The 24,945-nt window shown below is 57.4% G+C and carries 18 protein-coding genes; 10 read left to right on the top strand and 8 right to left on the bottom strand.

What is annotated here, in order from left to right; all coding sequences use genetic code 11:
• Positions 1-174: 174 nt before the first annotated feature.
• The 3 genes from RT657_RS00605 to RT657_RS00595 all read right to left on the bottom strand — a co-directional run bounded on the left by RT657_RS00605 (position 175) and on the right by RT657_RS00595 (position 4,856).
• Entirely contained in the window at positions 175-1,695 is a 1,521-nt protein-coding gene (locus tag RT657_RS00605; protein ID WP_313651542.1) for a carboxylesterase family protein, read from the bottom strand.
• Positions 1,696-2,110: 415 nt separating this feature from the next.
• Positions 2,111-3,454 carry a VOC family protein gene (locus RT657_RS00600; RefSeq protein WP_313651540.1) on the bottom strand — a complete coding sequence of 448 codons (1,344 nt, stop codon included), beginning with the start codon at positions 3,452-3,454 and terminating at the stop codon, positions 2,111-2,113.
• 67 nt (positions 3,455-3,521) lie between these two features.
• Positions 3,522-4,856, bottom strand: coding sequence for an aromatic acid/H+ symport family MFS transporter (locus RT657_RS00595; protein ID WP_313651537.1), 1,335 nt, complete (start codon positions 4,854-4,856; stop codon positions 3,522-3,524).
• A gap of 321 nt (positions 4,857-5,177) precedes the next feature.
• Between RT657_RS00595 and RT657_RS00590 the strand changes: the two genes are divergently transcribed.
• Positions 5,178-6,098, top strand: coding sequence for a LysR substrate-binding domain-containing protein (locus RT657_RS00590; protein ID WP_313651535.1), 921 nt, complete (start codon positions 5,178-5,180; stop codon positions 6,096-6,098).
• On the opposite strand, the gene smrA is transcribed toward RT657_RS00590, so the two are convergent.
• Positions 6,095-6,661, bottom strand: coding sequence for a DNA endonuclease SmrA (gene smrA, locus RT657_RS00585; RefSeq protein WP_128085869.1), 567 nt, complete (start codon positions 6,659-6,661; stop codon positions 6,095-6,097). The two genes, RT657_RS00590 and smrA, sit on opposite strands and share 4 nt — an antisense overlap.
• 316 nt (positions 6,662-6,977) lie before the next feature.
• Here smrA and RT657_RS00580 point away from each other — a divergent pair, with 316 nt between their 5' ends.
• Together RT657_RS00580 and uspE are read left to right on the top strand one after the other, a co-directional pair.
• Positions 6,978-7,730 carry an FNR family transcription factor gene (locus RT657_RS00580; RefSeq protein ID WP_313651529.1) on the top strand — a complete coding sequence of 251 codons (753 nt, stop codon included), beginning with the start codon at positions 6,978-6,980 and terminating at the stop codon, positions 7,728-7,730.
• 116 nt (positions 7,731-7,846) lie between these two features.
• Entirely contained in the window at positions 7,847-8,803 is a 957-nt protein-coding gene (uspE, locus tag RT657_RS00575) for a universal stress protein UspE (protein WP_313651527.1), read from the top strand.
• 46 nt (positions 8,804-8,849) lie between these two features.
• On the opposite strand, the gene pntB is transcribed toward uspE, so the two are convergent.
• Together pntB and pntA are read right to left on the bottom strand one after the other, a co-directional pair.
• The gene (gene pntB, locus RT657_RS00570; RefSeq protein ID WP_313651525.1) at positions 8,850-10,238 is read right to left on the bottom strand and encodes a Re/Si-specific NAD(P)(+) transhydrogenase subunit beta; all 1,389 of its coding nucleotides are present in this window, start codon (positions 10,236-10,238) and stop codon (positions 8,850-8,852) included.
• Between the two features lie 3 nt (positions 10,239-10,241).
• Entirely contained in the window at positions 10,242-11,774 is a 1,533-nt protein-coding gene (gene pntA / locus RT657_RS00565) for a Re/Si-specific NAD(P)(+) transhydrogenase subunit alpha (protein WP_313651523.1), read from the bottom strand.
• A gap of 537 nt (positions 11,775-12,311) precedes the next feature.
• On the opposite strand from pntA, the gene ydgH reads away from it, so the two are divergent.
• Together ydgH and RT657_RS00555 are read left to right on the top strand one after the other, a co-directional pair.
• Positions 12,312-13,265, top strand: coding sequence for a DUF1471 family protein YdgH (ydgH, locus tag RT657_RS00560; protein WP_313651521.1), 954 nt, complete (start codon positions 12,312-12,314; stop codon positions 13,263-13,265).
• Between the two features lie 205 nt (positions 13,266-13,470).
• Positions 13,471-14,862, top strand: coding sequence for a basic amino acid/polyamine antiporter (locus RT657_RS00555; RefSeq protein ID WP_313651519.1), 1,392 nt, complete (start codon positions 13,471-13,473; stop codon positions 14,860-14,862).
• On the opposite strand, the gene RT657_RS00550 is transcribed toward RT657_RS00555, so the two are convergent.
• Positions 14,859-15,272 carry a hypothetical protein gene (locus RT657_RS00550; RefSeq protein ID WP_111139505.1) on the bottom strand — a complete coding sequence of 138 codons (414 nt, stop codon included), beginning with the start codon at positions 15,270-15,272 and terminating at the stop codon, positions 14,859-14,861. The two genes, RT657_RS00555 and RT657_RS00550, sit on opposite strands and share 4 nt — an antisense overlap.
• A 178-nt stretch (positions 15,273-15,450) precedes the next feature.
• Here RT657_RS00550 and rstA point away from each other — a divergent pair, with 178 nt between their 5' ends.
• The 5 genes from rstA to RT657_RS00525 all read left to right on the top strand — a co-directional run bounded on the left by rstA (position 15,451) and on the right by RT657_RS00525 (position 20,736).
• Entirely contained in the window at positions 15,451-16,176 is a 726-nt protein-coding gene (rstA, locus tag RT657_RS00545; RefSeq protein ID WP_313651517.1) for a two-component system response regulator RstA, read from the top strand.
• Entirely contained in the window at positions 16,173-17,474 is a 1,302-nt protein-coding gene (gene rstB, locus RT657_RS00540; protein WP_313651515.1) for a two-component system sensor histidine kinase RstB, read from the top strand. Before rstA ends, rstB begins: the two co-directional genes overlap by 4 nt.
• 17 nt (positions 17,475-17,491) lie before the next feature.
• Positions 17,492-18,979: a carboxypeptidase M32 gene (locus RT657_RS00535; protein WP_313651513.1), complete on the top strand. Its 1,488-nt coding sequence runs from the start codon at positions 17,492-17,494 to the stop codon at positions 18,977-18,979.
• Between the two features lie 159 nt (positions 18,980-19,138).
• Entirely contained in the window at positions 19,139-19,651 is a 513-nt protein-coding gene (gene asr / locus RT657_RS00530; RefSeq protein ID WP_313651510.1) for an acid resistance repetitive basic protein Asr, read from the top strand.
• A 275-nt stretch (positions 19,652-19,926) separates the two neighbouring features.
• Positions 19,927-20,736, top strand: a complete 810-nt coding sequence (locus RT657_RS00525) for a serine protease (protein WP_313651508.1) — start codon at positions 19,927-19,929, stop codon at positions 20,734-20,736.
• Between the two features lie 54 nt (positions 20,737-20,790).
• Here the strand turns inward: RT657_RS00525 and hrpA are convergent, their stop codons facing one another.
• Complete coding sequence (gene hrpA, locus RT657_RS00520; protein WP_313651506.1) at positions 20,791-24,693, bottom strand: ATP-dependent RNA helicase HrpA; 3,903 nt, start codon at positions 24,691-24,693, stop codon at positions 20,791-20,793.
• Positions 24,694-24,945: the final 252 nt, after the last annotated feature.

Raw genomic sequence — 24,945 nt, 5'->3', positions numbered from 1 at the left:
CGATTTATCGGCAAAGGAATGTCAAAATGTAACGATTTTGTTACCTGAAATTTTACAGCGTTGGCACCGACCTCCTGAATAAAAAGCCTGTTTGTACAGCTAATTAGGCTTTCAGAACCAGTAACATTTCATTTGCAGAATTTCATGATTAGCAGGCTAAGCATCATGCTGGCCTCAGAGTTTCACTAACCGACTCATTAATAAGCGGAACAGCTGCATCCGGGCGCGCATAAAATTTTTTCGGAGCGAAAGGCCACTCTGCCCGCCCTCACCCAGTGACATTGTCACGTCATCGCCGGGATGCCAGGCGGGCCAGATGACCTCACCTTCCAGCTGATGCTTATATTCCGTTGCGTCGCGGGCAAAATGAAACCAGTATTCACTGACCCGTTTTGCAAAGGCGTGATCGCCCTGGCTGAAAGGTCGCCCATTATCAGGAACGGCTATCTGGCTCAGCGTATTCAGCGTATAGGGCACTTCATTGCCGTGCCAGGTGCCGTGCGGATAGAGGTCGCGGGCCTGCTCAGACACGTAATCAAACCAGTAGCGCCAGCCCGGCATACCTGCGCTGTGCTGCGCCCGCATCACCAGCCACGGCATCAGGCTGAACGCCATATCGCGAGCTACGGCGCGGCCCAGTAACCGATCGTCATGAATGTCATACATCCACTTCAGCGTCCGGTAAATAAGACGGTTTTTATCGCGCAACTGCTGCAGCACGGCAGTGGCGTCCACGCCGAAATAGTCCAGCACGCTGGCTTCGTCGCTGTTACTGCCCGCCATCAGCGGCACACGATGCTGTTTTGCCGCCAGAAAGGTGCGTAGCATGGGTTCAGGCAGCACGGCATCGCCAGCGATAGGCACCGGCGGGATCGACAGCGCCCCCTCCAGCGGCCAGAAGGCATCAGCAGGCAGCGCACGCAGGTCAGCCGCGCTGGCGTCCGGCGGCAGACCAAGATGCCGGGCCACCGCCACGCCCTGCTGACGCGCTTTTTTCAGCGGCGTGTCCGGCAGGCTGTAGGCGCTTTGTACAATACCTTTATGGAACAGCCCCTCCGCCAGCGGAGAACAGCAGAGTGACAGCACGCTACGCGCACCGGACGATTCGCCAAAAAGGGTGACGTTGCGGCGGTCGCCGCCAAAAGCCGGAATATTGCGCTGCACCCACTGCAGCGCGGCAATCTGATCCAGCAGACCAAAATTGTTCACCGTGCCGCCCGCAGGGTATTCCGCATCCAGCGCAGGATGTGAGAAGAACCCCAGGTGGCCCAGCCGGTAGTTAAGCGTCACCACTACCGCGCCACGTGACGCCAGCGGCTTGCCGCTGTAGGGTGCCAGTCCGCCCGCGCCGATGGTGAAGCCGCCGCCGTGCAGCCACACCATTACCGGCAGCGGCCTGGATGGCTCGGTATCGGGCGTCCAGACATTCAGGTAGAGCGCATCTTCGCTGAATTCACCGGGATCGCCCCCGCCAACGGCCTGACAGTAAGCCCGATTCTGCCAGCCGGAGGCGCTGAACGTGGTGGCATCGCGTACGCCCTGCCAGGGCGATACCGGCTGAGGCGGACGCCAGCGCAAGGCGCCCTCCGGGGGCGCTGCATAAGGTATGCCTCTGAATACGAAAAGGTCCTCATCCATGCATCCACGTAACTCACCCTCAGCCGTCATGATCCTCAGACCTGTTTCGTTTTTCATTCCTGTTTCCCTGTTCAGACGTTCTTCCATTATTTGCAGGCCCGCCAGCATTGTCTATGCGCGACGGGGATTTGCAGAATATACCGAAGTGTAAGGGTCAGGCATGAGCGCGATCGCCAGCCGGTCAGGTGCATGCATTAAGGCGATGCGTTAAGCACAGATAATCATTTTCAGGCCGGACTGTTCGCAGAGCGCGCGCGGATGCGCTCCACTGGCCGCCTGATCGGTGCGGGTTGCCGCCGCTACGTCGTTATTTCTTTAACCATTCAGGATATGCACGCAGAGAAATCTGCGTGCGCTGTTAACGGATTAACCTGCTTACGGCGGCCAGCAGAATTGTCCTGTTTATGCGGCTTCAGAGCCAGCCGACCAGGGAAACGTTGCCGGGCAACGGAGACGTTGTCCGGCAGACAACTCAGGCAGAGGCTAACCCACACTGCGCCAGCGAACGCCGCTGGCGCTCTTCATACAACGCCATCTCATCCAGCACGGCACACCCCAGCGCCGCCTCGAACGTCTGGCGGCTTGCCTGACCCGCAGAACGGATCTGCGCCCGGTCGCCCAGGTTGGACTGGAAAATACCCGCCGCGCTGACGGGCAGGAAATCTTCATAAGTCTGCGGCTCGGCCACTATGCGCCCTGCCGCGATTAGCGTCTCCAGCGACTCGCCCTGTGCAGGCGGCGTCGCCATGCCCTTTTCGCTCAGGCGATAGCGGAACCAGGCCAGCCCCTGCTGCCGCAACGTGGTCTCATCGTCGGGGAAATCACGGAAAATATCGGCCAGATGCTGCTGATGCTGCTGGTTATCCTGACCGCTACCCGCCTCGCTGAGCAGCCGATCGTAGAGGGCCCGCCCCTGAGGCGTCAGCGCCACGCCGCGCTGCTCTATCTCACCGAAGCGCGCCGTGTGGGTGCCCTGATGACCATCGCGAAAAACAATAGGCTCCTCCAGCGCTTTGAAGCTGGTCTGACGCAGGAGGATGGGCACCCTGCGACGTGGCGGCCCTTCAATCAGGGTTTTGGGATCGATGCCGCGTGACGGCATCAGCTGCTGAACGCGGTCGATATCCAGCGTGCGTGGCGTAAGATGATTGATGTGGCAGCCCGGGAAACAGACCACATCGGCAATCAGGCGGTGCTGCTGGTTCAGCGCCTGATAAGTCTGACTGTCAACGCTGCTGTGTGAATGCCAGCGGAAGGTTTCCAGCGCTTCGGTGACAAACTCGCTGGCCTGCGCGTCGGTCAGTCCGCCCTGCTGCGCATGGAGGTCCAGCAGCGCCCGGCAGCGGGGAGTAAAGATGTCGCGAGCCGCAAGGATTGCTGCAGCCTGTTCGCGCAACCTCTCGTCGTCGATCAGTTCAGGACGCAGCAGAGAGGTAAATACCCGGAAAGGATTGCGCCGCAGCGCCGCATCGTCGACTGGCCGGAAGGCAGTAGAGTGAACCGGCACGCCTGCCTGCGAGAGATCGTAATAACCGACCGGATACATGCCCATCACCGCAAACAGCTGCCGCAGCGTGACTAACTCCGCCGCCGTGCCCACGCGAATGGCACCGTGACGTTCAATGCTGAGCCGATCAATTTCATCCGCAGCCGCGAGACGATCTTTCAGTGCGCTGTTGGCTTCCAGCGTATGATCGTTAACGGTCGCCACCAGCTGCATCAGCGTGCCGTACTGCGGCACCTCCTGCTGATACATCGCGGACATCGCCTGAGAGAAACGGGTGCGGATCGCATCCGCACAGAGAAACTTGTCCATCCTATCCACCTGACACCATGAGCGTTGCTGCTACTGTAATGCAACGCGCCGGCCGCAGCGGAAAAAATCACGAATCTGTGATCGGCTTAAAGCCGAAGCGATTTTTTAACAGCAGCATCAGGCTGGTGATCACAGCCGGTATCGCCAGCAACAGGAAAATCAGGCTGAATGACCAGCCGAGTGAGAGCATCTCAGCCCCCACGAAAGCACTGAGAATGGCGCCAATGCGCCCGACACCATGCATCCAGCTTGAGCCGGTGGCCCGGGCATGTGTCGGATAGTAGCTGGCAGATAAGGCGTTCATACCGGTATTGGCTCCGTTGAAACAGAACCCGCTGCAAAAGGCGATGGTGCTCATTATGCCGACTTCCGCTGGCGAAAAGCCGAGCCCCACGATAAACAACCCGCCGCAGCCATAGATGGCAGCCAGCGCCAGGTTGGCGTTGAAACGATCCATCAGCCAGCCCGCAAACAGGGAGCCTAAGGTGCCGCCAGCCTGATACATCGCCGTGATAATGGCGGCCTCGGTGACTGACATCCCCAGCGTGTTGACCAGGGAGGGCAGCCAGCTGCCAATCAGATAGACCAGAAACAGCCCCATAAAGTAGCCGCCCCAGAGCATGATGCTGCCAAACAGATAGCGACGTGAAAGCACAGTGCCCACCGCGCCGCTGACCGGTGAGGTGGCTTCCGGGGCGTGAAACGCGCAGTCAGGCGGCGTTTTGCCCGGCATCATCCGGTCGAGGATAGCGTGAATTCGGGCGGCAGATGCACCCCGGCTGATAAGAAACCGCACGGACTCCGGCAGGCCACGGAACAGCAGCGGCAACACCAGCAGCGGCAGAATGCCGCCGAGCAGCAGCACCGAGTGCCAGTTGTAGCGCGGCAGCAGCCAGGAGGCGGCAAAGCCCCCGCTGGCGGCCCCAAAGGTAAATCCACAGAACACCACCGTGATGATAAAGGCACGGCGGCGTTCAGGCGCATATTCCGCCACCAGCGTGCCAACGTTAGGCATTGCCGCACCCAGTCCCAGTCCGGTCAGAAAACGGAACAACATCATCTGCTCAATGTTCTGTGACAGCGCGGTAGCCAGCGTCCAGAGACCAAAAAACAGGACACTGACCAGGATCATCACACGACGACCGTAACGGTCGGCCAGCGGCCCTGCCACCATCGCCCCCAGCGCCAGTCCGATCAATGCTGCACTGATCACCAGCCCGAGCTGATGGTTAGTGACGCCCCACGCCGCTTTCAGCGTGGGCGCAATAAAGCCCATAATCGCAATGTCCATGCCATCGAGTGCCACCACGATAAAACAGAGTGCGATAAGTCGCTTTTGCCAGCGGCTGAGCCCCTGCTGATTGATAAGCTGGCGGATATCTACCGCCTCGACGCTGGTCAATGAACACTCCCCGGGAGTAACGAATCCGCCATCAGTTTAAGTAAAAAAAACGGCGCTAATGATAGCCCATCGTTAACCTTAAGCGGTCAGTTTTTTTACGGAAAGAAGAGAATGATGCTGTCAGGACTCACTAAGCTATTGATAATACATTGCTCAGCAGAGCTTTCGTTCAGCTGTTTTTAAAACAAATAGCCTTTTTTCAGCAAGTTAACGGTAGAACCGCTTTTTTTACCCTGTTTGTTAAAATAATTTTGCAGCAAGGTTAACAGAATTCATTTTACACTCTTGCCTGAAGACGATGATTCTCATTAAGTAGAGGCTATGGAAAAAAATATCCTTTTCAATCAGCGCATTCGCTTGCGCCATCTGCATACCTTTGTTGCTGTCGCGCAGCAGGGTACCCTTGGCCGGGCGGCAGAGACGTTAAATCTGAGCCAGCCTGCGCTCTCTAAAACCCTGAACGAACTGGAGGAGCTGACGGGGGCGCGGCTGTTTGAGCGCGGCCGGCTGGGCGCACAGCTCACCACCATGGGCGAGCAGTTTCTGACTCATGCTATCCGGGTGCTGGATGCCCTTAATCACGCCGGACAGAGTTTCAATGAACAGCCGGGTGACGCCCCGGTCATTATCCGGCTGGGCGCCCTGACCACGGCGGCCATGGGTATGTTGCCGCGCATCCTTGACCGTTTTCATCAGCTGCAACCGAACACCACCATTCAGGTGGCGACGCTGCACAACAACGTCTTACTGGCTGGCCTGCGCGCGGGGGAATTTGACATCGGCATTGGCCGGATGGCTGATAGTGATATGATGACCGGGCTGACCTATGAACTTTTGTTTCTGGAATCGCTGAAACTGGTGGTCAGGCCTGAGCATCCTCTTTTAAGTGACAACGTCACTCTGTCCCGTGCTATGCAGTGGCCGGTGGTCATTTCACCTGAGGGCACCGCGCCGCGCCGGATTGCGCAGCAGATGCTGGATGAACAGGGCTGCACATTGCCTCCCCACTGCATCGAAACCTCATCGACCTCGCTGGCGCGCCAGCTCGCGCTCCGCTACGACTATATCTGGTTTGTTCCTTCCGGCGCGATTAAAGAAGATCTCAGCCACAATGCCGTGTGTGCCCTGCCCATCAACTCGTCCGGCCCGGGTGAGCCTGTCGGCATTATTACCCGCACCGGGGCAGCCCTGAGCCTCAGCGCCGAGGTGTTAATGTCCACCATCCGAAAGTTTCACAGCTAGCGGCTGCGTTTCGCATGCCGCTCGCGGTTTTCAAGACGCGCTTTATCCGTTTTACGTAACCCCACATAAAGCGCGCCGCCCCCCCCGTGCTGGGTCTGCGCCACGCAGAACGTCTGCACGTCCTCAAACTGCGGTAACCAGCGCGCCAGATAGCTGCGTACGATGTTGGCATGCGACTCATCATCACGTCCTTTGCCATGGATAATCAGCAGATTCCTCAATCCCTGCTTGTGTGCCTGCATCATAAAACTGAACAACGCCTGGCGGCAGGTCTCCACCGGCTGGCGCAGCAGGTTCAGGCTCGCATCGAGCGCATATTCACCTCTGCGCAGCTTATCCAGGATGCCCTGTTGAATGCCGTCGGCCTTGTACTCCAGCGGCGTATTGAGCGGCACGATCTCCAGATAGCCCCGGGTCAGAAAATTTTCCTGTTCTGACTCACCGGGCGGATGGCGCGGGGCTTTGGTGGAGGGCGATTTGAGCCATAAGGTTGTCGTGGTGTCTTTTAACGGCGTGACATCACCCATGGCATCCCGAAAGAGATCGTTATCATCAAGGTTCATGGTTTTCTCACACCGGGTTAAAATTGATGGTACGGGTAAATCAGGCTTATACCGTTAGCGTAGCAAAATCTGCAATCACCGGGCCACCCCGCTTTTTTGCCTGAATTTCGCGCAGCAGAACCGTGGAGCAGATCACAAAGGCGGAAAGTTTTCGTGACAGCAACACAGTGTGTATGCCGAAAAGCCCGCTACAGCGGCCTTTGACCCTGCCCGATACGACCCTGATTTTTGTAGGCGTAAAACTGCTCGGATGAGTTTCTTTGAACGCAAAAAATGTTAAAATTGACTCCAGTCAATAATCGTCGAGCAAACCATTATGATCCCTGAAAAACGCAGCATTCGTCGTATTCAGTCAGGCGGTTGTGCCATTCACTGCCAGGATTGCAGCATCAGTCAGCTTTGTATCCCCTTCACGTTAAATGAACATGAGCTGGATCAGCTCGACAACATCATTGAGCGTAAGAAACCAATCCAGAAAGGGCAAACGCTCTTCAAGGCCGGGGATGAACTGAAGTCTCTCTATGCGATTCGCTCAGGCACCATCAAAAGCTACACCATCACCGAACAGGGAGATGAGCAGATTACCGGTTTTCACCTGGCGGGCGACCTGGTGGGTTTTGATGCCATTATGGGGGCCAGCCATCCCAGCTTTGCGCAGGCGCTTGAAACAGCCATGGTCTGTGAAATCCCGTTTGAGACGCTGGATGACCTGTCGGGCAAGATGCCGGCTCTGCGTCAGCAGATGATGCGCCTGATGAGCGGCGAAATCAAAGGCGACCAGGATATGATCCTGCTGCTGTCGAAGAAAAATGCCGAAGAGCGGCTGGCAGCGTTTATCTGGAATCTTTCGCGCCGTTTTGGTCAGCGTGGTTTCTCGCCGCGTGAGTTTCGCCTTACCATGACCCGTGGCGACATCGGTAATTATCTGGGCCTGACCGTGGAAACCATCAGCCGTCTGCTGGGACGTTTCCAGAAGTCCGGCATGCTGGCGGTAAAGGGCAAATATATCACCATCGAAAACCACGCCCTGCTGGAAGAGTTAGCCGGCCAGAGCCATCAGGCCGCCTGATTCGCCGCCGGATCAATAAATCTTATTTTGTTGATCCGGCAGTAACTTTTTCACTTCTTCCGCTGTGAAACATAGGCTATCTTTATTCCAACGCTCGGGTTTAAGGAGAATGCCTCATGTCTCAGTACCAAAATATTCTGGTCGCCATTGATCCCCAGCAGGACGATCAGCCCGCGCTGCGGCGTGCGGTCTATCTTAATCAGCGGATCGGCGGAAGAATTAAAGCGTTCCTGCCTATTTATGACTTCTCGTATGAGATGACCACCCTGCTTTCGCCGGATGAACGCGCCTCAATGCGTCAGGGCGTGATTAGCCAGCGTACGGAATGGATCCGCGAGCAGGCGCACGCCTATCTCGATGCCGGTGTCGACATCGACATCAAAGTCATCTGGCACAACCGTCCTTATGAAGCCATCATTCAGGAAGTGCTCGCCCATCAGCATGACCTGGTGCTGAAAATGGCCCATCAACATGACCGCCTGGAGTCGGTGATTTTTACCCCGACCGACTGGCATCTGCTGCGTAAATGTCCATGCCCGGTCTGGATGGTAAAAGACCAGCCGTGGCCGGAAGGCGGTAAGGCGATCGTCGCGGTGAATCTGGCCAGCGAAGAGCCGCATCACGACGGCCTGAATCAGAAGCTGATCCGTGAAACGGTAAAGCTGGCGGAAAGGGTGAATCAGACCGAGGTGCATCTGGTGGGTGCCTATCCGGTTACGCCTATCAATATCGCGATTGAACTGCCCGATTTCGATCCCAGCGTCTACAACGATGCCATCCGTGGTCAGCATCTGGTCGCAATGAAGGCGCTGCGCCAGAAGTTCTCTATCGGGGAAGAGTTCACCCACGTCGCCAAGGGCCTGCCGGAAGAGGTGATCCCCGAACTGGCGGCGCATCTGGGTGCGGGCGTGGTCGTGCTGGGCACCATTGGGCGCACCGGCCTCTCGGCGGCGTTTCTGGGCAATACGGCGGAACAGGTCATTGACCATCTGCGCTGCGATCTGCTGGCGCTAAAGCCCGACGATTTCAAATCGCCAATCGACCTGGATGATGAAGAGGATGAGGAAGATTAACGCCTCCGGATAAGAAAACGGGCGGCTGATGAGCCGCCCGTTTTTATTACAGCGCGTTGAGAATCGCTTCCACGCTGGCTTTGGCATCGCCAAACAGCATCTGACTGTTCTCTTTAAAGAAGAGCGGGTTCTGCACCCCGGCATAGCCGGTATTCATTGAACGTTTAAACACCACCACATTCTGCGCCTTCCACACTTCCAGCACCGGCATACCGGCTATCGGGCTACGTGGATCGTCCTGCGCAGCCGGGTTAACGGTGTCGTTCGCACCGATCACCAGCACGGTGTCGGTGTGGCTGAAGTCATCGTTGATCTCATCCATCTCCAGCACTACGTCATAAGGCACTTTCGCCTCGGCCAGCAGCACATTCATGTGCCCCGGCAGACGCCCTGCCACCGGATGGATACCAAAACGCACGTTGATGCCGAGCGCCCGCAGCCTGGCGGTGATCTCCGCCACCGGATACTGCGCCTGCGCCACTGCCATGCCGTATCCTGGCGTGATGATGACCGAACCGGACGCCCTGAGCATCTCCGCAGTCTCCTGAGCGGTAATTTCGCGATACTCCCCCGCTTCCTGCGCGTCATCGCCGCTGCGCAAGTCGGTGCCAAAGCCGCCGGCGATCACGCTGATAAACGAGCGATTCATCGCTTTACACATGATATAGGAGAGGATGGCACCGGATGAGCCGACCAGCGCACCGGTCACAATCAGCAAATCGTTGCTGAGCATGAAACCGGCCGCTGCGGCCGCCCAGCCCGAGTAGGAGTTGAGCATCGATACCACGACCGGCATATCTGCGCCGCCGATAGAGGCGACCAGATGCCAGCCAAACGCCAGCGCAATCACCGTCATCAGCAGCAGGGCAAAGACCTGCGCTGCGCTGCTGCCGGTGTTCACAAACCAGAGCAGCAGCAGGAAAGAGACGACCAGTGCCAGCAGATTCAGCTTATGACGATGAGGAAGTGCCAGCGGCCGGGAGGAAACCTTGCCGCACAGTTTGCCAAAGGCCACCAGTGAGCCGGTGAAGGTCACCGCACCGATAAAGATCCCAATAAAGATTTCGCTGAGGTGGATATTTTCCAGCACGGCGGGCAGGCCAGGCGCGTGCTCGATGTAGCTGTTGATACCGACCAGTACGGCGGCCAGGCCGACGAAGCTGTGCAGAATTGCCACCAGCTCTGGCATTTCTGTCATTTCGACTTTCTTTGCCAGCCGAATACCTATCGCGCCGCCGATCACCATCGCCAGCAGGATCCAGGCAACATGGCCGCTGTCCGGACCAAAGATGGTTACCACCAGCGCAATCGCCATGCCGCTGATACCGAAAATATTGCCCCGCTTTGCCGTCTCGTGACGCGAGAGGCCCGCAAGGCTACAGATGAAGAGAATCGCAGCCACGATATAAGCTGCAGTGACAAATCCGCCAGACATGGCTTACCCCTTACGAAACATTTTCAGCATGCGCTGGGTGACGGTAAAGCCACCAAAAATATTGATGCTGGCAATCAGCACGGCAATAAAGGCGATAAAGGTGACCCAGCCACCGTGCCCCATCTGTAAAACTGCCCCGATAACGATGATGCCAGAGATGGCATTGGTCACCGACATCAGTGGCGTATGGAGCGCATGACTGACGTTCCAGACCACGTAGTAGCCCACCACGCAGGCAAGTGCGAACACGGTGAAGTGAGAAAGGAATTCCACAGGCGCGACGCTGGCCAGCCAGCCAGACAGCACAATGGCCAGCGCCATCAGCAGATAGTTGCGCCATGGCGACACGGGCTTCGTTTCAACCGGCGCGGCTGGCTTCACGGCTGCCGCGTGGGTCTGAGGCGCGACCGAGACCTGAATCGGCGGTGCCGGCCAGGTGATTTCGCCTTCGCGGACGACCGTCACGCCGCGCACGACCACATCGTCGAAATCGATATGAATCTCGCCCGGCTTTTCTTTGCACAGCAGCTTAAGCAGATTGACCAGGTTGGTGCCATAGAGCTGAGAAGACTGGGTCGGCAGACGGCTGGGCAGATCGGTGTAACCGATGATCTTCACGCCATTCGGGGTTACGGTCACCTGGTCGGCGACGGTCAGCGCACAGTTGCCGCCAGTCTGCGCGGCCAGATCCACAATTACACTGCCCGGCTTCATGCTGGCGACCATCTCTGCGGTAATCAGTTCCGGTGCCGGTTTACCGGGGATCAGCGCCGTGGTGACGATGATATCCACCTCTTTCGCCTGGCTGGCAAACAGCGCCATCTCGGCCCGGATAAAGGCCTCTGACATGACCCTGGCATAGCCATCACCGCTGCCTGCCTCCTCGTCGAAATCGAGTTCGAGGAATTCGGCGCCCATACTCTGCACCTGCTCTTTGACTTCCGGACGGGTGTCGAATGCCCGGACAATCGCGCCCAGGCTGCCCGCCGCGCCAATCGCAGCCAGACCCGCCACACCGGCCCCGATAACCATCACTTTTGCCGGTGGCACTTTACCCGCCGCGGTGATCTGGCCGGTGAAAAAGCGGCCAAACTCATGGGCCGCCTCAACGATGGCGCGATAGCCAGCGATGTTTGCCATAGAACTCAGCGCATCCAGCGATTGCGCGCGCGAGATGCGCGGCACCGAATCCATCGCCATCACCGTGACCTGACGTGCGGCCAGTTTCTCCAGCAGATCGGGATTCTGGGCTGGCCAGATAAAGCTGACCAGCGTACTGCCCGCGCGGGTCAGTGCGATCTCTTCATCATCCGGCGCATTGACCTTCAGCACGATATCGGACTGCCAGACCTGCTCTCTGTCGCTGAGTGTGGCACCGGCGGCGAGATAGCTTTCATCATCGAAGCTGGCGCGTTTACCCGCATCATGCTCAAGCGTGACGCTGAAACCCAGCCGGATCAGTTGTTCAACGGTCTTTGGCGTGGCGGCCACGCGCGACTCGTGTGGCAACCTTTCCTTGGGTATTCCAATTAACATAGTGTTTCCTTTCATCGGTTAAAGGATGAGGGCCCGAACAGGCACCGCGCCCGCGCAGCGGAATTGCAGACCGGGCTTACGGACGCAACGTCCCTGTTTCAAAGTGTTTATAACCTACTGAAAATGTGACAGCCGATCTACCGCCGCCGGGCCGGGCCGTGACATTCGCCTGATTATTCAGTGTTGCGCTAAAAAACCGGCGTTATCCCACTGCAAAATCGTGTGGCTGGCAGATTTTCTGCCAGAGATAATGGTCTACCGTCGAATAACACGTTATTAAAAACCTTTATTTAACAATGCATTAACTGAAAAAGCGTTAATCGTTACCGTTTTTACCGGTTAATCCCGGCTGACATCGCCATAGCACACTCAGATGACAAACAAATGAAAAACCGGTTTGTGAATAACGCGATGTGAGACAAAAAATCGCTGCGACAGTCTGTTTATAACATGCAATAATCAGCGGCTAATCTGTTATACATCAAGAGTCCAGCACGTTTTCGTACTCATTTTTGCGTAAGGCGAAGGATTATTTTTATGAAGCTGAAGAACACTATTCTGGCGTCCACTCTGTTGTCCCTGCTGGCAGCCAATGCATTCGCTGCGCAGGAGTTAACGCCAGAAAAAGCGGCCGCGTTGAAGCCATTCGAACGTATTAATATCACCGGCCGTTTCAACGCAATTGGCGATGCTGCCGATGCGGTGTCGAAGCGTGCGGATCAGATGGGCGCTGCCTCTTTCTACATTCAGGCCATCAATGATAGCAACGGTAACAGCGGTAACTGGCGCGTTACCGCCGACCTCTATAAAGCTGATGCCCCGGCAGCCACGGACACGAAAACCTATCGTCGCTTCAACGGCGTCAACGAACTGCCAAAAGCGGAAGCCTACCGACTGGAGCCTTTTGATACCGTTTCGGTCAGCGGCTTCTTTGCCAGCCAGCCAGACGTTAACGACGCGATCTCCAAAGCCGCAAAACAGAAAGGCGCCGCCTCCTTCTTTATCGTGCGCCAGATTGACGCGAACAGCGGCGGCAACCAGTACGTGACGGCTTACGTCTACAAAGCTGATGCAAAAGCGCGCGTGGTGCAGACCCCGAATGCTATCCCGGCCGATTCCGAAGCGGGTAAAGCCGCGCTGGCAACCGGTGGCGCAGCGGCGGCTAACGTCGAGATCCCAGGCGTAGCTTCCTCTGAAACGCCAAGTAATAAAGTGGGCCGCTTCTTCGAAACGCAAACCTCTACCGGTAAGCGTTACACGGTGAACCTGCCAAACGGCAAATCCGTGCAGGAAGTCAACGCGATTACGGCCGCGCAGATGCAGCCGTTTGATACCGTGACCTTTACCGGACACTTCGGCACCCCGACAGAGGTGTCAGAAGAAGTGGCGAAGCGTGCAGCCGACAGAGGGGCGAAGTTCTACCACGTCACCCGTCAGTGGCAGAACCAGAGTGGCGGCAACCTGACCGTCACTGCAGACCTGTTTAAGTAATCCCTTCAGGGCGGCGTCGGCCGCCCTGCTGTTTGCATAATTCCTGCACTGATTTGCATAGTCACGCATTGCCATCCCCTGCCACACTCCGTAAAATCTGCCGCCTGTTTTACCGGACATTGTCTCTGTCATTTGCGGCTGCGCTGCAATATCCCAGTGATGAAAGCCGATTTACCCAGCCATATATGCTAGCGGGAAGGTTGTTTTGGAGAAAAAATTAGGTCTCGGTGCGCTGACGGCGCTGGTGCTCAGCTCGATGCTGGGCGCGGGCGTGTTCAGCCTGCCGCAAAATATGGCCGCAGTGGCGGGTCCGGCGGCGCTGCTGCTGGGCTGGTTAATCACCGGCGTCGGCATTATTTTTCTGTCGCTGGCGATGCTGCTGCTGACCCGCCTGAAGCCCGAACTGGACGGCGGGATCTTTACCTATGCCCGCGCCGGATTTGGCGAGCTGATGGGGTTCTGTTCCGCCTGGGGCTACTGGCTCTGCGCCGTGATCGCCAACGTCTCCTATCTGGTGATCGTTTTCTCCGCCCTGAGCTTCTTCACTGACACGCCAGATCGGATAATCTTCGGTGACGGCAATACCTGGCAGGCCATGCTGGGCGCCTCGGTACTGCTGTGGCTGGTTCACTGGCTGGTGCTGCGCGGCGTACAGACCGCAGCCAGCATCAATCTGATGGCGACGCTGGGCAAGCTGGTGCCGTTGCTGCTGTTTATTGTGCTGGCGGTGATGGCGTTTAATTATGATCGCTTCCGTTTCGATTTTTCCGGCGTCACGCTCGGACAGCCGCTGTGGGAGCAGATTAAGCAGACCATGCTGATCACCCTCTGGGTCTTTATCGGGGTCGAAGGTGCAGTGGTCGTCTCTGCCCGCGCAAGGCAGAAAAAGGATGTGGGCCGCGCCACGCTGCTGGCCGTGCTGGCCGCCCTGCTGGTCTATCTGCTGGTGACGCTGCTGTCGCTGGGCGTGGTGCCGCGCGCGGAGCTGGCCGGAATGCGCAACCCTTCCATGGCCGGATTAATGACCCGACTGATGGGCAACTGGGGCGATGCGGTCATTGCAGCAGGCCTGATCGTTTCGGTGTGCGGCGCCTATCTGAGCTGGACAATTATGGCGGCTGAAGTGCCGCTGATTGCGGCGCAACAGGGCGCCTTTCCGCGCAGCATTGCCCGCCAGAACCGCCATAACGCACCGGCCGCCTCGCTGTGGCTGACCAACGGCAGCATCCAGTTCTGCCTGATTCTGATTGCGCTGACCGGGGCTGACTACAACAACCTGCTGACCATTGCGTCTGAAATGATCCTGGTGCCCTATCTGCTGGTGGGGTTATATCTGATCAAAGTTGTCTATGGGCAGCGCAGGCCGCTGGCGCTGGCAACAGGTATCGGCGCAAGTCTGTATGGTATCTGGCTGCTCTACGCGTCGGGGCCGCTGCACCTGATGATGTCTGTGGTGCTTTACACGCCTGGCCTGCTGCTGTTTCTGTTTGCCCGTCGTGGCGGCCGCGCAGAGATTGCGCTGACCACGCTGGAGCGGATTGCGATGGGATTACTGATTGCGGCAACGCTGCCCGCTGTGTGGCAGCTCACGAATTAATGTGACTGCAGTGGAATTGAGACGCACAGCAGGTCATCCTGCTGTGTCAGATTCAGCGGCTTCGCATATTCATGATGAATCGCGTCCAGCTGTTCCGCTGAAAGCGGATAGGGTAGCTGAATATCGAAGCGGCTGATGCGCTGTTGTTCCGCCAGCGTAATCAGGCGCGCGATATTAATTTCGTCGCTGACCTGAGTAGAAATGATTTGTAATGCTAATTCTTTTAACGGGTCGTCACTGCCCTGTAAGCGGTGAGCCGATTTCCGTGTCACCATGCCAAATATCGGCATCACACCATAAATAGCATCAACGAAGCTCCAGCGTTTTTTGCAGGAAGCAGAAAGAAAGTCACTGTAATTGAAGCAGATGCGGTCAGGGTATATGGCTGATGCCAGCTCTTTATCAGACACACTAACGCTCCTCATGGTAATCATCACTATCCCAAATCTGGCGCAGAAAGGCCGCGCTAATGATTACACATTTTGCCGGTTATATACCAGCAAGCTACGGATATTTCGTGCGATAACGTAGAGCTCAGGACCAGGAAAAGATATGCTTTCGCCTACCCCTGTCTCTGCTTTGTGAACTATGAACAAAATTGTTTATGTAGAAGATGAACCTGAAGTGGGTTCACTGATTGCGGCCTATCTGGGCCGTCACGACATTGAGGTCATTGTTGAAACCCGCGGGGATCGTGCTGAGGCAGTGATCGCTGAGCAGCAGCCCGATCTGGTGATGCTGGATATCATGCTGCCAGGTAAAGATGGCATGACCATCTGTCGCGATCTGCGGGCAAACTGGCAGGGCCCTATCGTGTTACTCACTTCGCTGGACAGTGACATGAACCATATACTGGCCCTGGAGATGGGCGCACAGGATTACATCCTGAAAACGACCCCACCCGCGGTGCTGCTGGCTCGCCTGCGCCTGCATCTGCGTCAGTCATCGCAGGCCCAGCCAGAGGAGACGCCCAGCGTACCGGCAGCCAACCGGATGCTGCGCTTTGGCTCGCTGACGATTGATGCCCTGAATCGTCAGGTCACGCTGTTTGATGAGCAGATTGCGCTGTCGACCGCAGACTTTGATCTGTTGTGGGTGCTCGCCAGCCATGCGGGACAGACGCTTAATCGCGATGCGCTGTTAAAAACCCTGCGGGGTGTCAGCTACGACGGGCTTGACCGCAGCATTGACGTCGCCATCTCGCGCCTGCGTAAAAAACTGCACGACAGCGCCACCGAGCCGTTTCGCATCAAGACTATCCGTAACAAAGGTTATCTGTTTGCTCCACAGGCCTGGGATACCCGCGCACGATGAGAAAACTCTTTATTCAGTTCTATCTGCTGCTGTTCGTCTGTTTTCTGGTGATGGCGCTGCTGGTGGGGCTGGTTTATAAGTTCACCGCAGAACGCGCGGGGCGTCAGTCGATGAATGACCTGATGGCCAGCTCGCTCTATCTCATCCGCAGCGAACTGCGTGAGATTCCGCCGCGCGACTGGAACAAAACCATCAAGAGTCTGGACCTCGGTCTGTCGTTCGACCTGCACATCGAACCGATGAACAAATTTCAGCTTGATGAGGGTAATATGCGCCGGTTGCGGGCCGGAGAGATCGTGGCGCTCGACGATCAATATACCTTCCTGCAGCATATTCCCCGCAGTCACTATGTCTTATCGGTCGGGCCGATTCCCTATCTCTTTTATCTGCATCAGATGCGACTGCTGGACATTGCCCTGCTGTTCTTTATTGGCATGTCACTGGCCCTGCCCGTGTTTATCTGGCTGCGGCCTCACTGGCAGGAGATGCAGCGGCTGGAAAAAGCCGCGCAGCGTTTTGGCCGTGGCGAGCTGGATGTCCGAACCCATTTTGACAGTGCCTCCAGCCTGTTCCGGCTCGGCATCGCGTTTAACCAGATGGCCGAGAATATTCACACTCTGGTCGCCAGCAAGAAACAGCTGATAGATGGCATCGCACATGAACTGCGTACCCCGCTGGTGCGCCTGCGTTACCGGCTGGAGATGAGCGACAACCTGACAGAGGGCGAACGGGTGGCACTGAATCGTGATATAGGCCAGCTGGAGAGTCTGATCGAAGAGCTTCTGACCTATGCGCGCCTTGACCGTCCACGCGTCGACCTCAATCTGACATCGCAGGATCTGGCCAGCTGGCTGCGTGAACGGCTGGATGACTTCCGCACCATCAATCCGGAAATGCGACTCGACCTCGACCTGCCGCAGCGCGAAAACATCGGCGTCTCCGATACCCGCCTGATGGAGCGGGTGCTGGATAACCTGGTCAACAACGCCCTGCGCTATGCCCGGCAGCGGCTGCGCGTCAGTTTATGGTTCGACGGCCCGACCGGCTGTCTGCAGGTAGAAGATGATGGGCCGGGCATTCCCCCTGAAGAGCGTGAACGGGTGTTTGAACCTTTTGTCCGGCTCGATCCCAGCCGCGACCGGGCCACTGGCGGCTGCGGCCTCGGTCTGGCGATCGTTCACTCTATCGCTCAGGCACTGGGCGGCAGCGTCATGATTGAAGCCAGCCCGCTGGGCGGCGCCAGCGTTCGCTTTTGCTGGCCGGTTGATTTAACCTTGCGAGACATTCCGCTGCGATAAAACACAAGGAGTCCTGCGTGACCTCAGCGTATCAGCACCTTACCGCAACTTTTCAGCGTCTCTCCCGTTTCAGCCACGTCACCGCCATTGCCGGTTGTGATATGCAGACCACCATGCCGCCGGGCGGCAGTCAGGCGCGGGGTGAAGCGCTGGCCGAAATGAGTGTCCTGCAGCATCAGATCCTGACTGCCCCGCAGGTAGGGGAATGGATTCGGGCTGCTGAACAGCAGTCTCTGAACGACGTCGAGCGCGCCAACCTCCATGAGATGCAGCGTGCTTATCAGCAGGCCACCCTGCTGCCAGATGAATTTGTTGAAGCGAAGTCGATCGCCGGATCGGTCTGCGAACACGCCTGGCGCACGCAGCGCCCGGCCAACGACTGGCAGGGCTTCGCCGCCAACCTTAAAGCGGTCGTGCGCCTGAGCCGTGAAGAGGCGCAGCGGCGCGCTGACGCCAGTGGCTGCTCGCGCTACGATGCGCTGCTGGATCTTTACGAGCCAGGGATGACCCGCGCCCGGCTGGATGAGACCTTTGGTGAACTGAAAACCTGGCTGCCCGCTCTCCTGCAAAAGGTGGTGGACAAACAGGCACAGCAGCCCGTGATCGTTCCGCAGGGGCCGTTCGCAGTGCCTGCCCAGCGCCAGCTCGGCCTGAGCATCATGGAAACACTGGGCTTCGATTTTAATCATGGCCGGCTGGACATCAGTGCGCACCCCTTCTGCGGTGGCGTGCCGGAAGATGTGCGCATCACCACCCGCTACAACGAAGCGGAGTTCCTCAGCGCCATGATGGGCGTGATTCATGAAACCGGCCATGCCCGCTACGAGCAGAATCTGCCGCAGCAGTGGCGCGGTCAGCCGGTGGCGCTGGCGCGATCCACCGCTATCCATGAATCCCAGAGCCTGTTTATGGAGATGCAGCTGGGCCGCAGCCGTGAATTTCTGCAGCGTATTCTGCCGCAGATAACGGCGACCTTCGGCGATCAGCCCGCCCTGCAGGCGGATAATTTCGTGCGTCTGACCCAGCGTGTGGAACCCGGACTGATCCGGGTTGACGCCGATGAGCTGAGCTATCCGGCCCACGTCATTCTGCGCTACGAAATCGAGCAGGCGCTGATTGAGGGCGACATTGAGGTTGAGGATATCCCGGCGCTGTGGGATGAGAAGATGATGCAGTCGCTGGGGCTGGACACCCGTGGTAATTATCGTGATGGCTGTATGCAGGATATTCACTGGACAGACGGCGCCTTTGGCTATTTCCCAACCTATACACTGGGCGCGATGTATGCCGCACAGCTCTTCCGGGCGGTAAAACAGGCCATTCCTCAGCTCAGTGAGCTGATTCAGCACGATGAACTGCAGCCGGTCTTTGACTGGCTGCAACAGAATATCTGGCAGCATGGCAGCCGCTTCTCCACCGATCAACTGCTGGTCAACGCGACCGGCGAAGCGCTGAATCCGGCGTTTTTCCGCCAGCACCTTGAGCAGCGTTACCTGAACAACTGAGTGTCAGGGCGACCTGCGGGTCGCCCCTTCCCCCCTTTGTACAATCGGTTACACGCCGATACCAAACACCCACGGACACCGCGCATTGCTTTCCCTATAGTCTCTTCACCGGCCCCGCAGTGGGCTACACATGAAAAAATAGTCTTCGAGGGATTTGCAATGAAAAAATTATTTGCACTGGTTGTCGCCGCTGCTATGGGTATGTCTTCTGTTGCTTTCGCTGCTGACACCACAGCTGCTCCAGCTGCTGCTGCGCCAGCCGCAACAACAACTACCACTACCGCTGCTGCACCGGCTAAAACTGTTCACAAAACTGCGCACAAGAAACACCATAAAGCCGCGCAAAAAGCGCAGGCGGCTAAGAAACATCATAAAAAAGCAATGAAGAAAGATGCCGCGCAGAAAGCGCAGGCTGCTAAGAAAGTTCACCACAGAAAAGCGGCTGCACAGAAAGCGCAGGCCGCTAAAAAAGTTCACCATAAGAAAGCGACTCAGCCAGCCGCACAGAAAGCTCAGGCTGCTAAAAAAGTTCACCACAAAAAAGTAGCTGCACAGAAAGCGCAGGCTGCTAAAAAAATGCACCACAAAAAAGCAGTAAAACCGGCTCAGAAAGCGCAGGCTGCTAAAAAGATGCACCACAAAAAAGCTGTGAAATCAGCGGCTAAAAACTAAGGTCGTCTTCAGCGCACGGCCACGCGATAATGATTAAAAACACCCGGTTCTGCCGGGTGTTTCTTTACTGAGGTGGAAAAAATGGTGCGTCGCTATCGCTTCGAAATTATTCTGCTGGTTATGATCCTGTGTGGCATTATTGCAGCAAGCTTTTTTATTTGATCGCCGTAGCGTACTGATTAACCAATAAAACTCCCTTTTTCAACGCTCACCGACTATAGTTACCGTATCTGCGGAATAACAATAACGTTACTTTTCTCGCCATTGAGATTTCTATGCGCCTGGCTACCCTGTTAATGGTTGGACTTTTCAGCTTTGCCACTACTGTTCATGCCGATGATAACGATGACTCACCGACGCCTGCTGAGATTAAAATGCTGTTCTTCGGCAAGGACCATCGTCAGGCTATCACCGATATTACCGCAGCACCCTGGGATGCGATTGGTCAGCTTGAAACCGAAAGCGGCAACCTCTGCACCGCGACGCTCATCTCTCCGCATCTGGCGCTGACGGCCGGACACTGCCTGCTCGCCCCGCCGGGTAAATTTGATAAGCCGGTGGCGCTGCGTTTTATGGCCAGTGATAAAGGCTGGCGCTACGAGCTGCATGATATCGACGCACGGGTTGAACCTTCGCTGGCGTCAAAATTAAAGGCGGATGGCGACGGCTGGATCGTGCCGAGCAGCGCAGCACCTTATGATTATGGCATCGTGATCCTGCGTAATCCGCCCTCGGCGATTACGCCGATCCCCCTGTTCGACGGTTCACGCAGCGATCTCACGGCCGCGCTGAAGCAGACGGGCCGCAAAGTGACCCAGGCAGGCTATCCTGCCGATCATCTCGATGCGCTTTACTCCCACAGTAACTGCCTGATCACCGGCTGGGCGCAGCGCGCCGTGCTCTCCCATCAGTGCGACACGCTGCCGGGCGACAGCGGTTCTCCGCTGCTGCTGAACAGCGACAATAGCTGGCAGTTAATTGCGGTTCAGAGTTCGGCACCGGCCGCGAAAGATCGCTATCTGGCGGACAACCGCGCGATTGCGGTCACCTCGTTTAAAGATAAGCTGGAATCGCTCGCGCAGTAATCCGGTCAGATCTTTTTATCCGGGGCGCGCCGTTTACTGTGCGCCCCGTCTCCCTCAGTTCGCGATCTGCTCCATTGTCTGCAGGATCCGTTTATCAGAAATGGGGTATGGCGTGCCCAGCTGCTGAGCAAAATAGCTGATGCGCAGCTCCTCAATCATCCAGCGGATATTCTGCACCTCTTCGTCATCCTGACGCTGCGGCGGCAATTTATTCCGCCACGCCTGATAAGCCTGCTCTACCGCCTGCACTTTTAGCATGCGTGCACGGTCGCTGTGCGGGTCGGCCGGCAGTTTCTCCAGACGGCGCTCGATTCCGTGCAGATAACGCAGCGTATCGGCCAGCCGCTGCCAGCCGTTTCCGGTGACAAAGCCGCGATAGACCAGACCACTCATCTGCGCCTTGATGTCGGAGAGCGCCAGCGCCATCGTCATATCGACCCGTCCTTTAAGACGTTTGTTGATGTTGAAGACGGCCGTCAGAATCTGCTCGACCTGACTGGCGATGGTGACCACGGTCTCGTTGAGTTCGCCGCGCACCCTGTCACGAAGCTGCTCAAAAGTGGCCTGATCCCAGGCCGGGCCCCCCGCATCCGCCATCAGCTTGTCGATGCCACAGGCGATGCAGTCGTCGATCAGCTCCAGAACTTTGCCGTAGGGGTTGAAGTAGAGGCCGAGCTTGGCTTTGTTAGGCAGCTTTTCGTGCAGATATTTCACCGGCGACGGCACATTAAGCAACAGCAGGCGACGCTGACCGCGCCACATCATCTTCTGCTGTTCCTGTTCGCTGTCAAACAGGCGGATCGCCACGCTCTCTTTCTCATCAACCAGTGCAGGCCAGGCTTTCACCTGATAACTGCCGCGCTTCTGCTCATAACTGCGCGGCAGCTCGCCAAAGCTCCAGATATGCAGCCCGCTCTGCTCCAGGCCATCATCGGCCACTTTTGACAGCGTTTCCTGCACTTTGCCTTTCAGCTGCGCCTTAAGCGCGGTGAGATCTTTGCCTTCCAGCAGTTTGCGATTGTGCTCGTCCACCACCCGGAAAGTCATTTTCAGATGATCGGGCACCTGTTCCCACTGCCACGCTTCGCGTTCCAGCGTGACACCGGTCATGCGGCGGAACTCGCGCGCCAGCGCATCGGCCAGCGGCATCTCCATCGCCGTGACCCTGCCCAGAAACGCCTCTGCGTAGTTCGGTGCCGGCACCAGATGACGGCGCAGCGGTTTGGGTAGCGACTTAATCAGCGCGATAATCAGCTCACGGCGGATGCCGGGGATCTGCCACTCAAATCCGGCGTCCTCCACCTGATTCAGCAGCGGCAGCGGAATATGCACCGTCACACCATCCGCATCCGCGCCCGGCTCGAACTGATAGCTCAGCTTCAGTTTCAGGTTGCCCTGATGCCAGAAGTTGGGATAGTCGAGCTGGCTGACGCTGTTCGCGCCCTCTTTCATCAGCATCTGCCTGTCGAAGTTCAGCAGCTCCGCATTTTCGCGGCTGGCCTGTTTCCACCAGCTGTCGAAATGTTTCGCCGACACCACCTCTTTGCCGATGCGCTGATCATAAAACGCAAACAGCGTTTCATCGTCGACCAGAATATCGCGACGGCGGGACTTGTGCTCCAGATCCTCGACTTCACTGCGCAGCTTCTGGTTGGCCCGGAAAAAGGCGTGACGGGTCTGCCAGTCACCCTCCACCAGCGCGTGACGGATAAACAGTTCGCGGCTCAGCACCGGATCGATACGGCCATAGTTCACCTTGCGCGCGGCTACAATCGGCAGCCCGTAGAGGGTGACCTTTTCGGAGGCCATCACCGCGCCCTGCGACTTCTCCCAGTGCGGCTCGCTGTAGCTACGTTTAGTCAGATGCTGCGCCAGCGGCTCGATCCACTCCGGCTCGATCCGTCCCGCGGTGCGGCCCCACAGGCGGCTGGTTTCCACCAGCTCCGCGACCATCGTCCACTTCGGCGGCTTCTTAAACAGCCCGGAGCCGGGGAAGATGGCGAAACGGGTATTGCGCGCGCCGGTATACTCCTGCTTGTCGCTGTCTTTCTGGCCGATGTGCGACAGCAGCCCGCTCAGCAGCGCGCAGTGGACAGGCTGCAGTTCCGCCGGTTCGCTGTTGACCGGGATCCCCAGCTCTCGCACCACCTTTCGCAACTGCGTGTAAATATCCTGCCACTCTCTGACGCGCAGGTAGTTAAGGAAGTCACTTTTGCACTGACGGCGAAAGAGATTGCCGGACAGCGCTTTCTGCTGCTCCGCCAGATAGTTCCAGAGGTTCACATAGGCCAGGAAGTCAGAATCTTTATCGGCAAAGCGGCGATGCTTCTCATCGGAAGCCTGCTTCTTCTCCGCCGGACGTTCGCGCGGATCCTGAATCGACAGGCCAGCAGTGATAATCATCACTTCGCGCACGCAGCCATATTTCTGTGCTTCCAGCACCATCCGTGCCAGTCGGGGATCGACTGGCAGCTGCGACAGCTGACGCCCGGAGCCGGTGAGCTTATAGTGGCCGGTCTCTTCGTTGAGCGTCAGGGCGCCCAGCTCTTCCAGCAGACGGACACCGTCCTGAATGTTGCGCTTATCGGGCGCTTCCACAAACGGGAAGGCCGCAATATCGCCCAGTCCCAGCGAGGTCATCTGCAGGATCACCGACGCCAGGTTGGTGCGCAGAATTTCAGGATCGGTAAACGCCGGACGACTCAGGAAATCATCTTCCGCGTAGAGACGGATACAGATGCCGTCTGAGACACGGCCACAGCGCCCTTTTCGCTGATTAGCTGAAGCCTGCGAGATCGGTTCAATAGGCAGGCGCTGCACCTTGGTACGGAAGCTGTAGCGGCTGATGCGCGCCGTGCCGGGGTCGATCACATATTTGATACCCGGCACCGTCAGCGAGGTTTCGGCGACGTTGGTTGCCAGCACGATACGACGGCCGCTGTGCGACTGGAACACCCGGTTCTGTTCAGCGTTCGACAGGCGTGCATAAAGCGGCAGCACTTCGGTGTGCGGCAGATCGCGCTTGTTCAGCGCGTCGGCGGTGTCGCGGATTTCGCGCTCACCGCTCATGAAGATCAGGATGTCGCCATGGCTTTCGCGTCCCAGTTCGTCCACCGCATCGAAAATCGCCTGCAGCTGGTCACGGTCGCCATCATCCGCCTCGTCGACCACGGGCCGGTAGCGCACCTCAACCGGATAGGTCCGCCCGGAAACTTCGATAACCGGTGCATGGTTAAAGTGACGCGAGAAACGCTGTGGGTCGATGGTCGCGGAGGTGATAATGACTTTCAGATCGGGACGGCGTGGCAGCAGCTCACGCAGATAGCCGAGCAGGAAATCGATGTTCAGGCTGCGCTCATGCGCCTCATCAATGATGATGGTGTCATATTGCATCAGCAGGCGATCCTGCTGGATCTCGGCCAGCAGGATACCGTCGGTCATCAGCTTAACCTGCGTCAGATCGCTGACCTGATCGTTGAAGCGCACCTTATAGCCGACACAGCCGCCCAGCGAGGTGCCCAGCTCATCGGCAATACGATTTGCCACGGTCCGCGCGGCCAGACGACGCGGCTGCGTGTGGCCAATCAGACCGGTGACGCCGCGTCCCAGTGCCAGACAGATTTTTGGCAGCTGGGTGGTTTTACCCGAACCGGTCTCACCGGCCACAATCACCACCTGGTGATCGCGAATCGCCTCGGCGATAGCCTGCTGCTTCTGGCTGACCGGCAGGTTGTCCGGAAACGTGATGGCTGGCGTAGCGGCCCGCCGCTGGGTCACCCGCTGAGCGGCGGTGATAAATTCCTGCTCCAGTTCCTGAGCAATGCTCTGCTGTGTCTCAGCATTTTTAATTTTACGGGCACCCTGCAGACGACGCTGCAGACGCTGACGATCGCGCAGCATCAGGCCGTCGAGTCGTGACCAGAGCGCCGCCAGTGGGGAGATTTCGGAAGATGACATAATAGTGACATACCTTACTCAGACAGAGCCGCGGCGTGAAACCGCGTCCTGCAAGCCGGGTTAACCAGCTGAATCGATAAAATAATTGCGCGAATCATAGCACATTCCGAATTGTTCCGGCGGCTGGGCACCGCTGTGCTTATTCAATAAATTCGAACATAGCTCTCGAAATATTGCGCTTTCACCGCGCCAGCGATAACCGTAGAGTGTAACCCATTGAGCGGAAACTCTTCCGCATAACAGACAGGAAAC

The organism is Pantoea sp., assembly GCF_032114055.1.
GTDB lineage: Bacteria > Pseudomonadota > Gammaproteobacteria > Enterobacterales > Enterobacteriaceae > Pantoea.
This window is presented reverse-complemented; position numbering and strand designations above follow the sequence as displayed.

What these genes read in the sequence shown, in the direction of transcription:
- RT657_RS00605 (WP_313651542.1), bottom strand. Translation starts at nt 1,695, where the DNA reads ATGAAAAACGAAACAGGTCTGAGGATCATGACGGCTGAGGGTGAGTTA.
- RT657_RS00600 (WP_313651540.1), bottom strand. Translation starts at nt 3,454, where the DNA reads ATGGACAAGTTTCTCTGTGCGGATGCGATCCGCACCCGTTTCTCTCAG.
- RT657_RS00590 (WP_313651535.1), top strand. Translation starts at nt 5,178, where the DNA reads ATGGAAAAAAATATCCTTTTCAATCAGCGCATTCGCTTGCGCCATCTG.
- smrA (WP_128085869.1), bottom strand. Translation starts at nt 6,661, where the DNA reads ATGAACCTTGATGATAACGATCTCTTTCGGGATGCCATGGGTGATGTC.
- RT657_RS00580 (WP_313651529.1), top strand. Translation starts at nt 6,978, where the DNA reads ATGATCCCTGAAAAACGCAGCATTCGTCGTATTCAGTCAGGCGGTTGT.
- uspE (WP_313651527.1), top strand. Translation starts at nt 7,847, where the DNA reads ATGTCTCAGTACCAAAATATTCTGGTCGCCATTGATCCCCAGCAGGAC.
- pntB (WP_313651525.1), bottom strand. Translation starts at nt 10,238, where the DNA reads ATGTCTGGCGGATTTGTCACTGCAGCTTATATCGTGGCTGCGATTCTC.
- pntA (WP_313651523.1), bottom strand. Translation starts at nt 11,774, where the DNA reads ATGTTAATTGGAATACCCAAGGAAAGGTTGCCACACGAGTCGCGCGTG.
- ydgH (WP_313651521.1), top strand. Translation starts at nt 12,312, where the DNA reads ATGAAGCTGAAGAACACTATTCTGGCGTCCACTCTGTTGTCCCTGCTG.
- rstA (WP_313651517.1), top strand. Translation starts at nt 15,451, where the DNA reads ATGAACAAAATTGTTTATGTAGAAGATGAACCTGAAGTGGGTTCACTG.
- rstB (WP_313651515.1), top strand. Translation starts at nt 16,173, where the DNA reads ATGAGAAAACTCTTTATTCAGTTCTATCTGCTGCTGTTCGTCTGTTTT.
- asr (WP_313651510.1), top strand. Translation starts at nt 19,139, where the DNA reads ATGAAAAAATTATTTGCACTGGTTGTCGCCGCTGCTATGGGTATGTCT.
- RT657_RS00525 (WP_313651508.1), top strand. Translation starts at nt 19,927, where the DNA reads ATGCGCCTGGCTACCCTGTTAATGGTTGGACTTTTCAGCTTTGCCACT.
- hrpA (WP_313651506.1), bottom strand. Translation starts at nt 24,693, where the DNA reads ATGTCATCTTCCGAAATCTCCCCACTGGCGGCGCTCTGGTCACGACTC.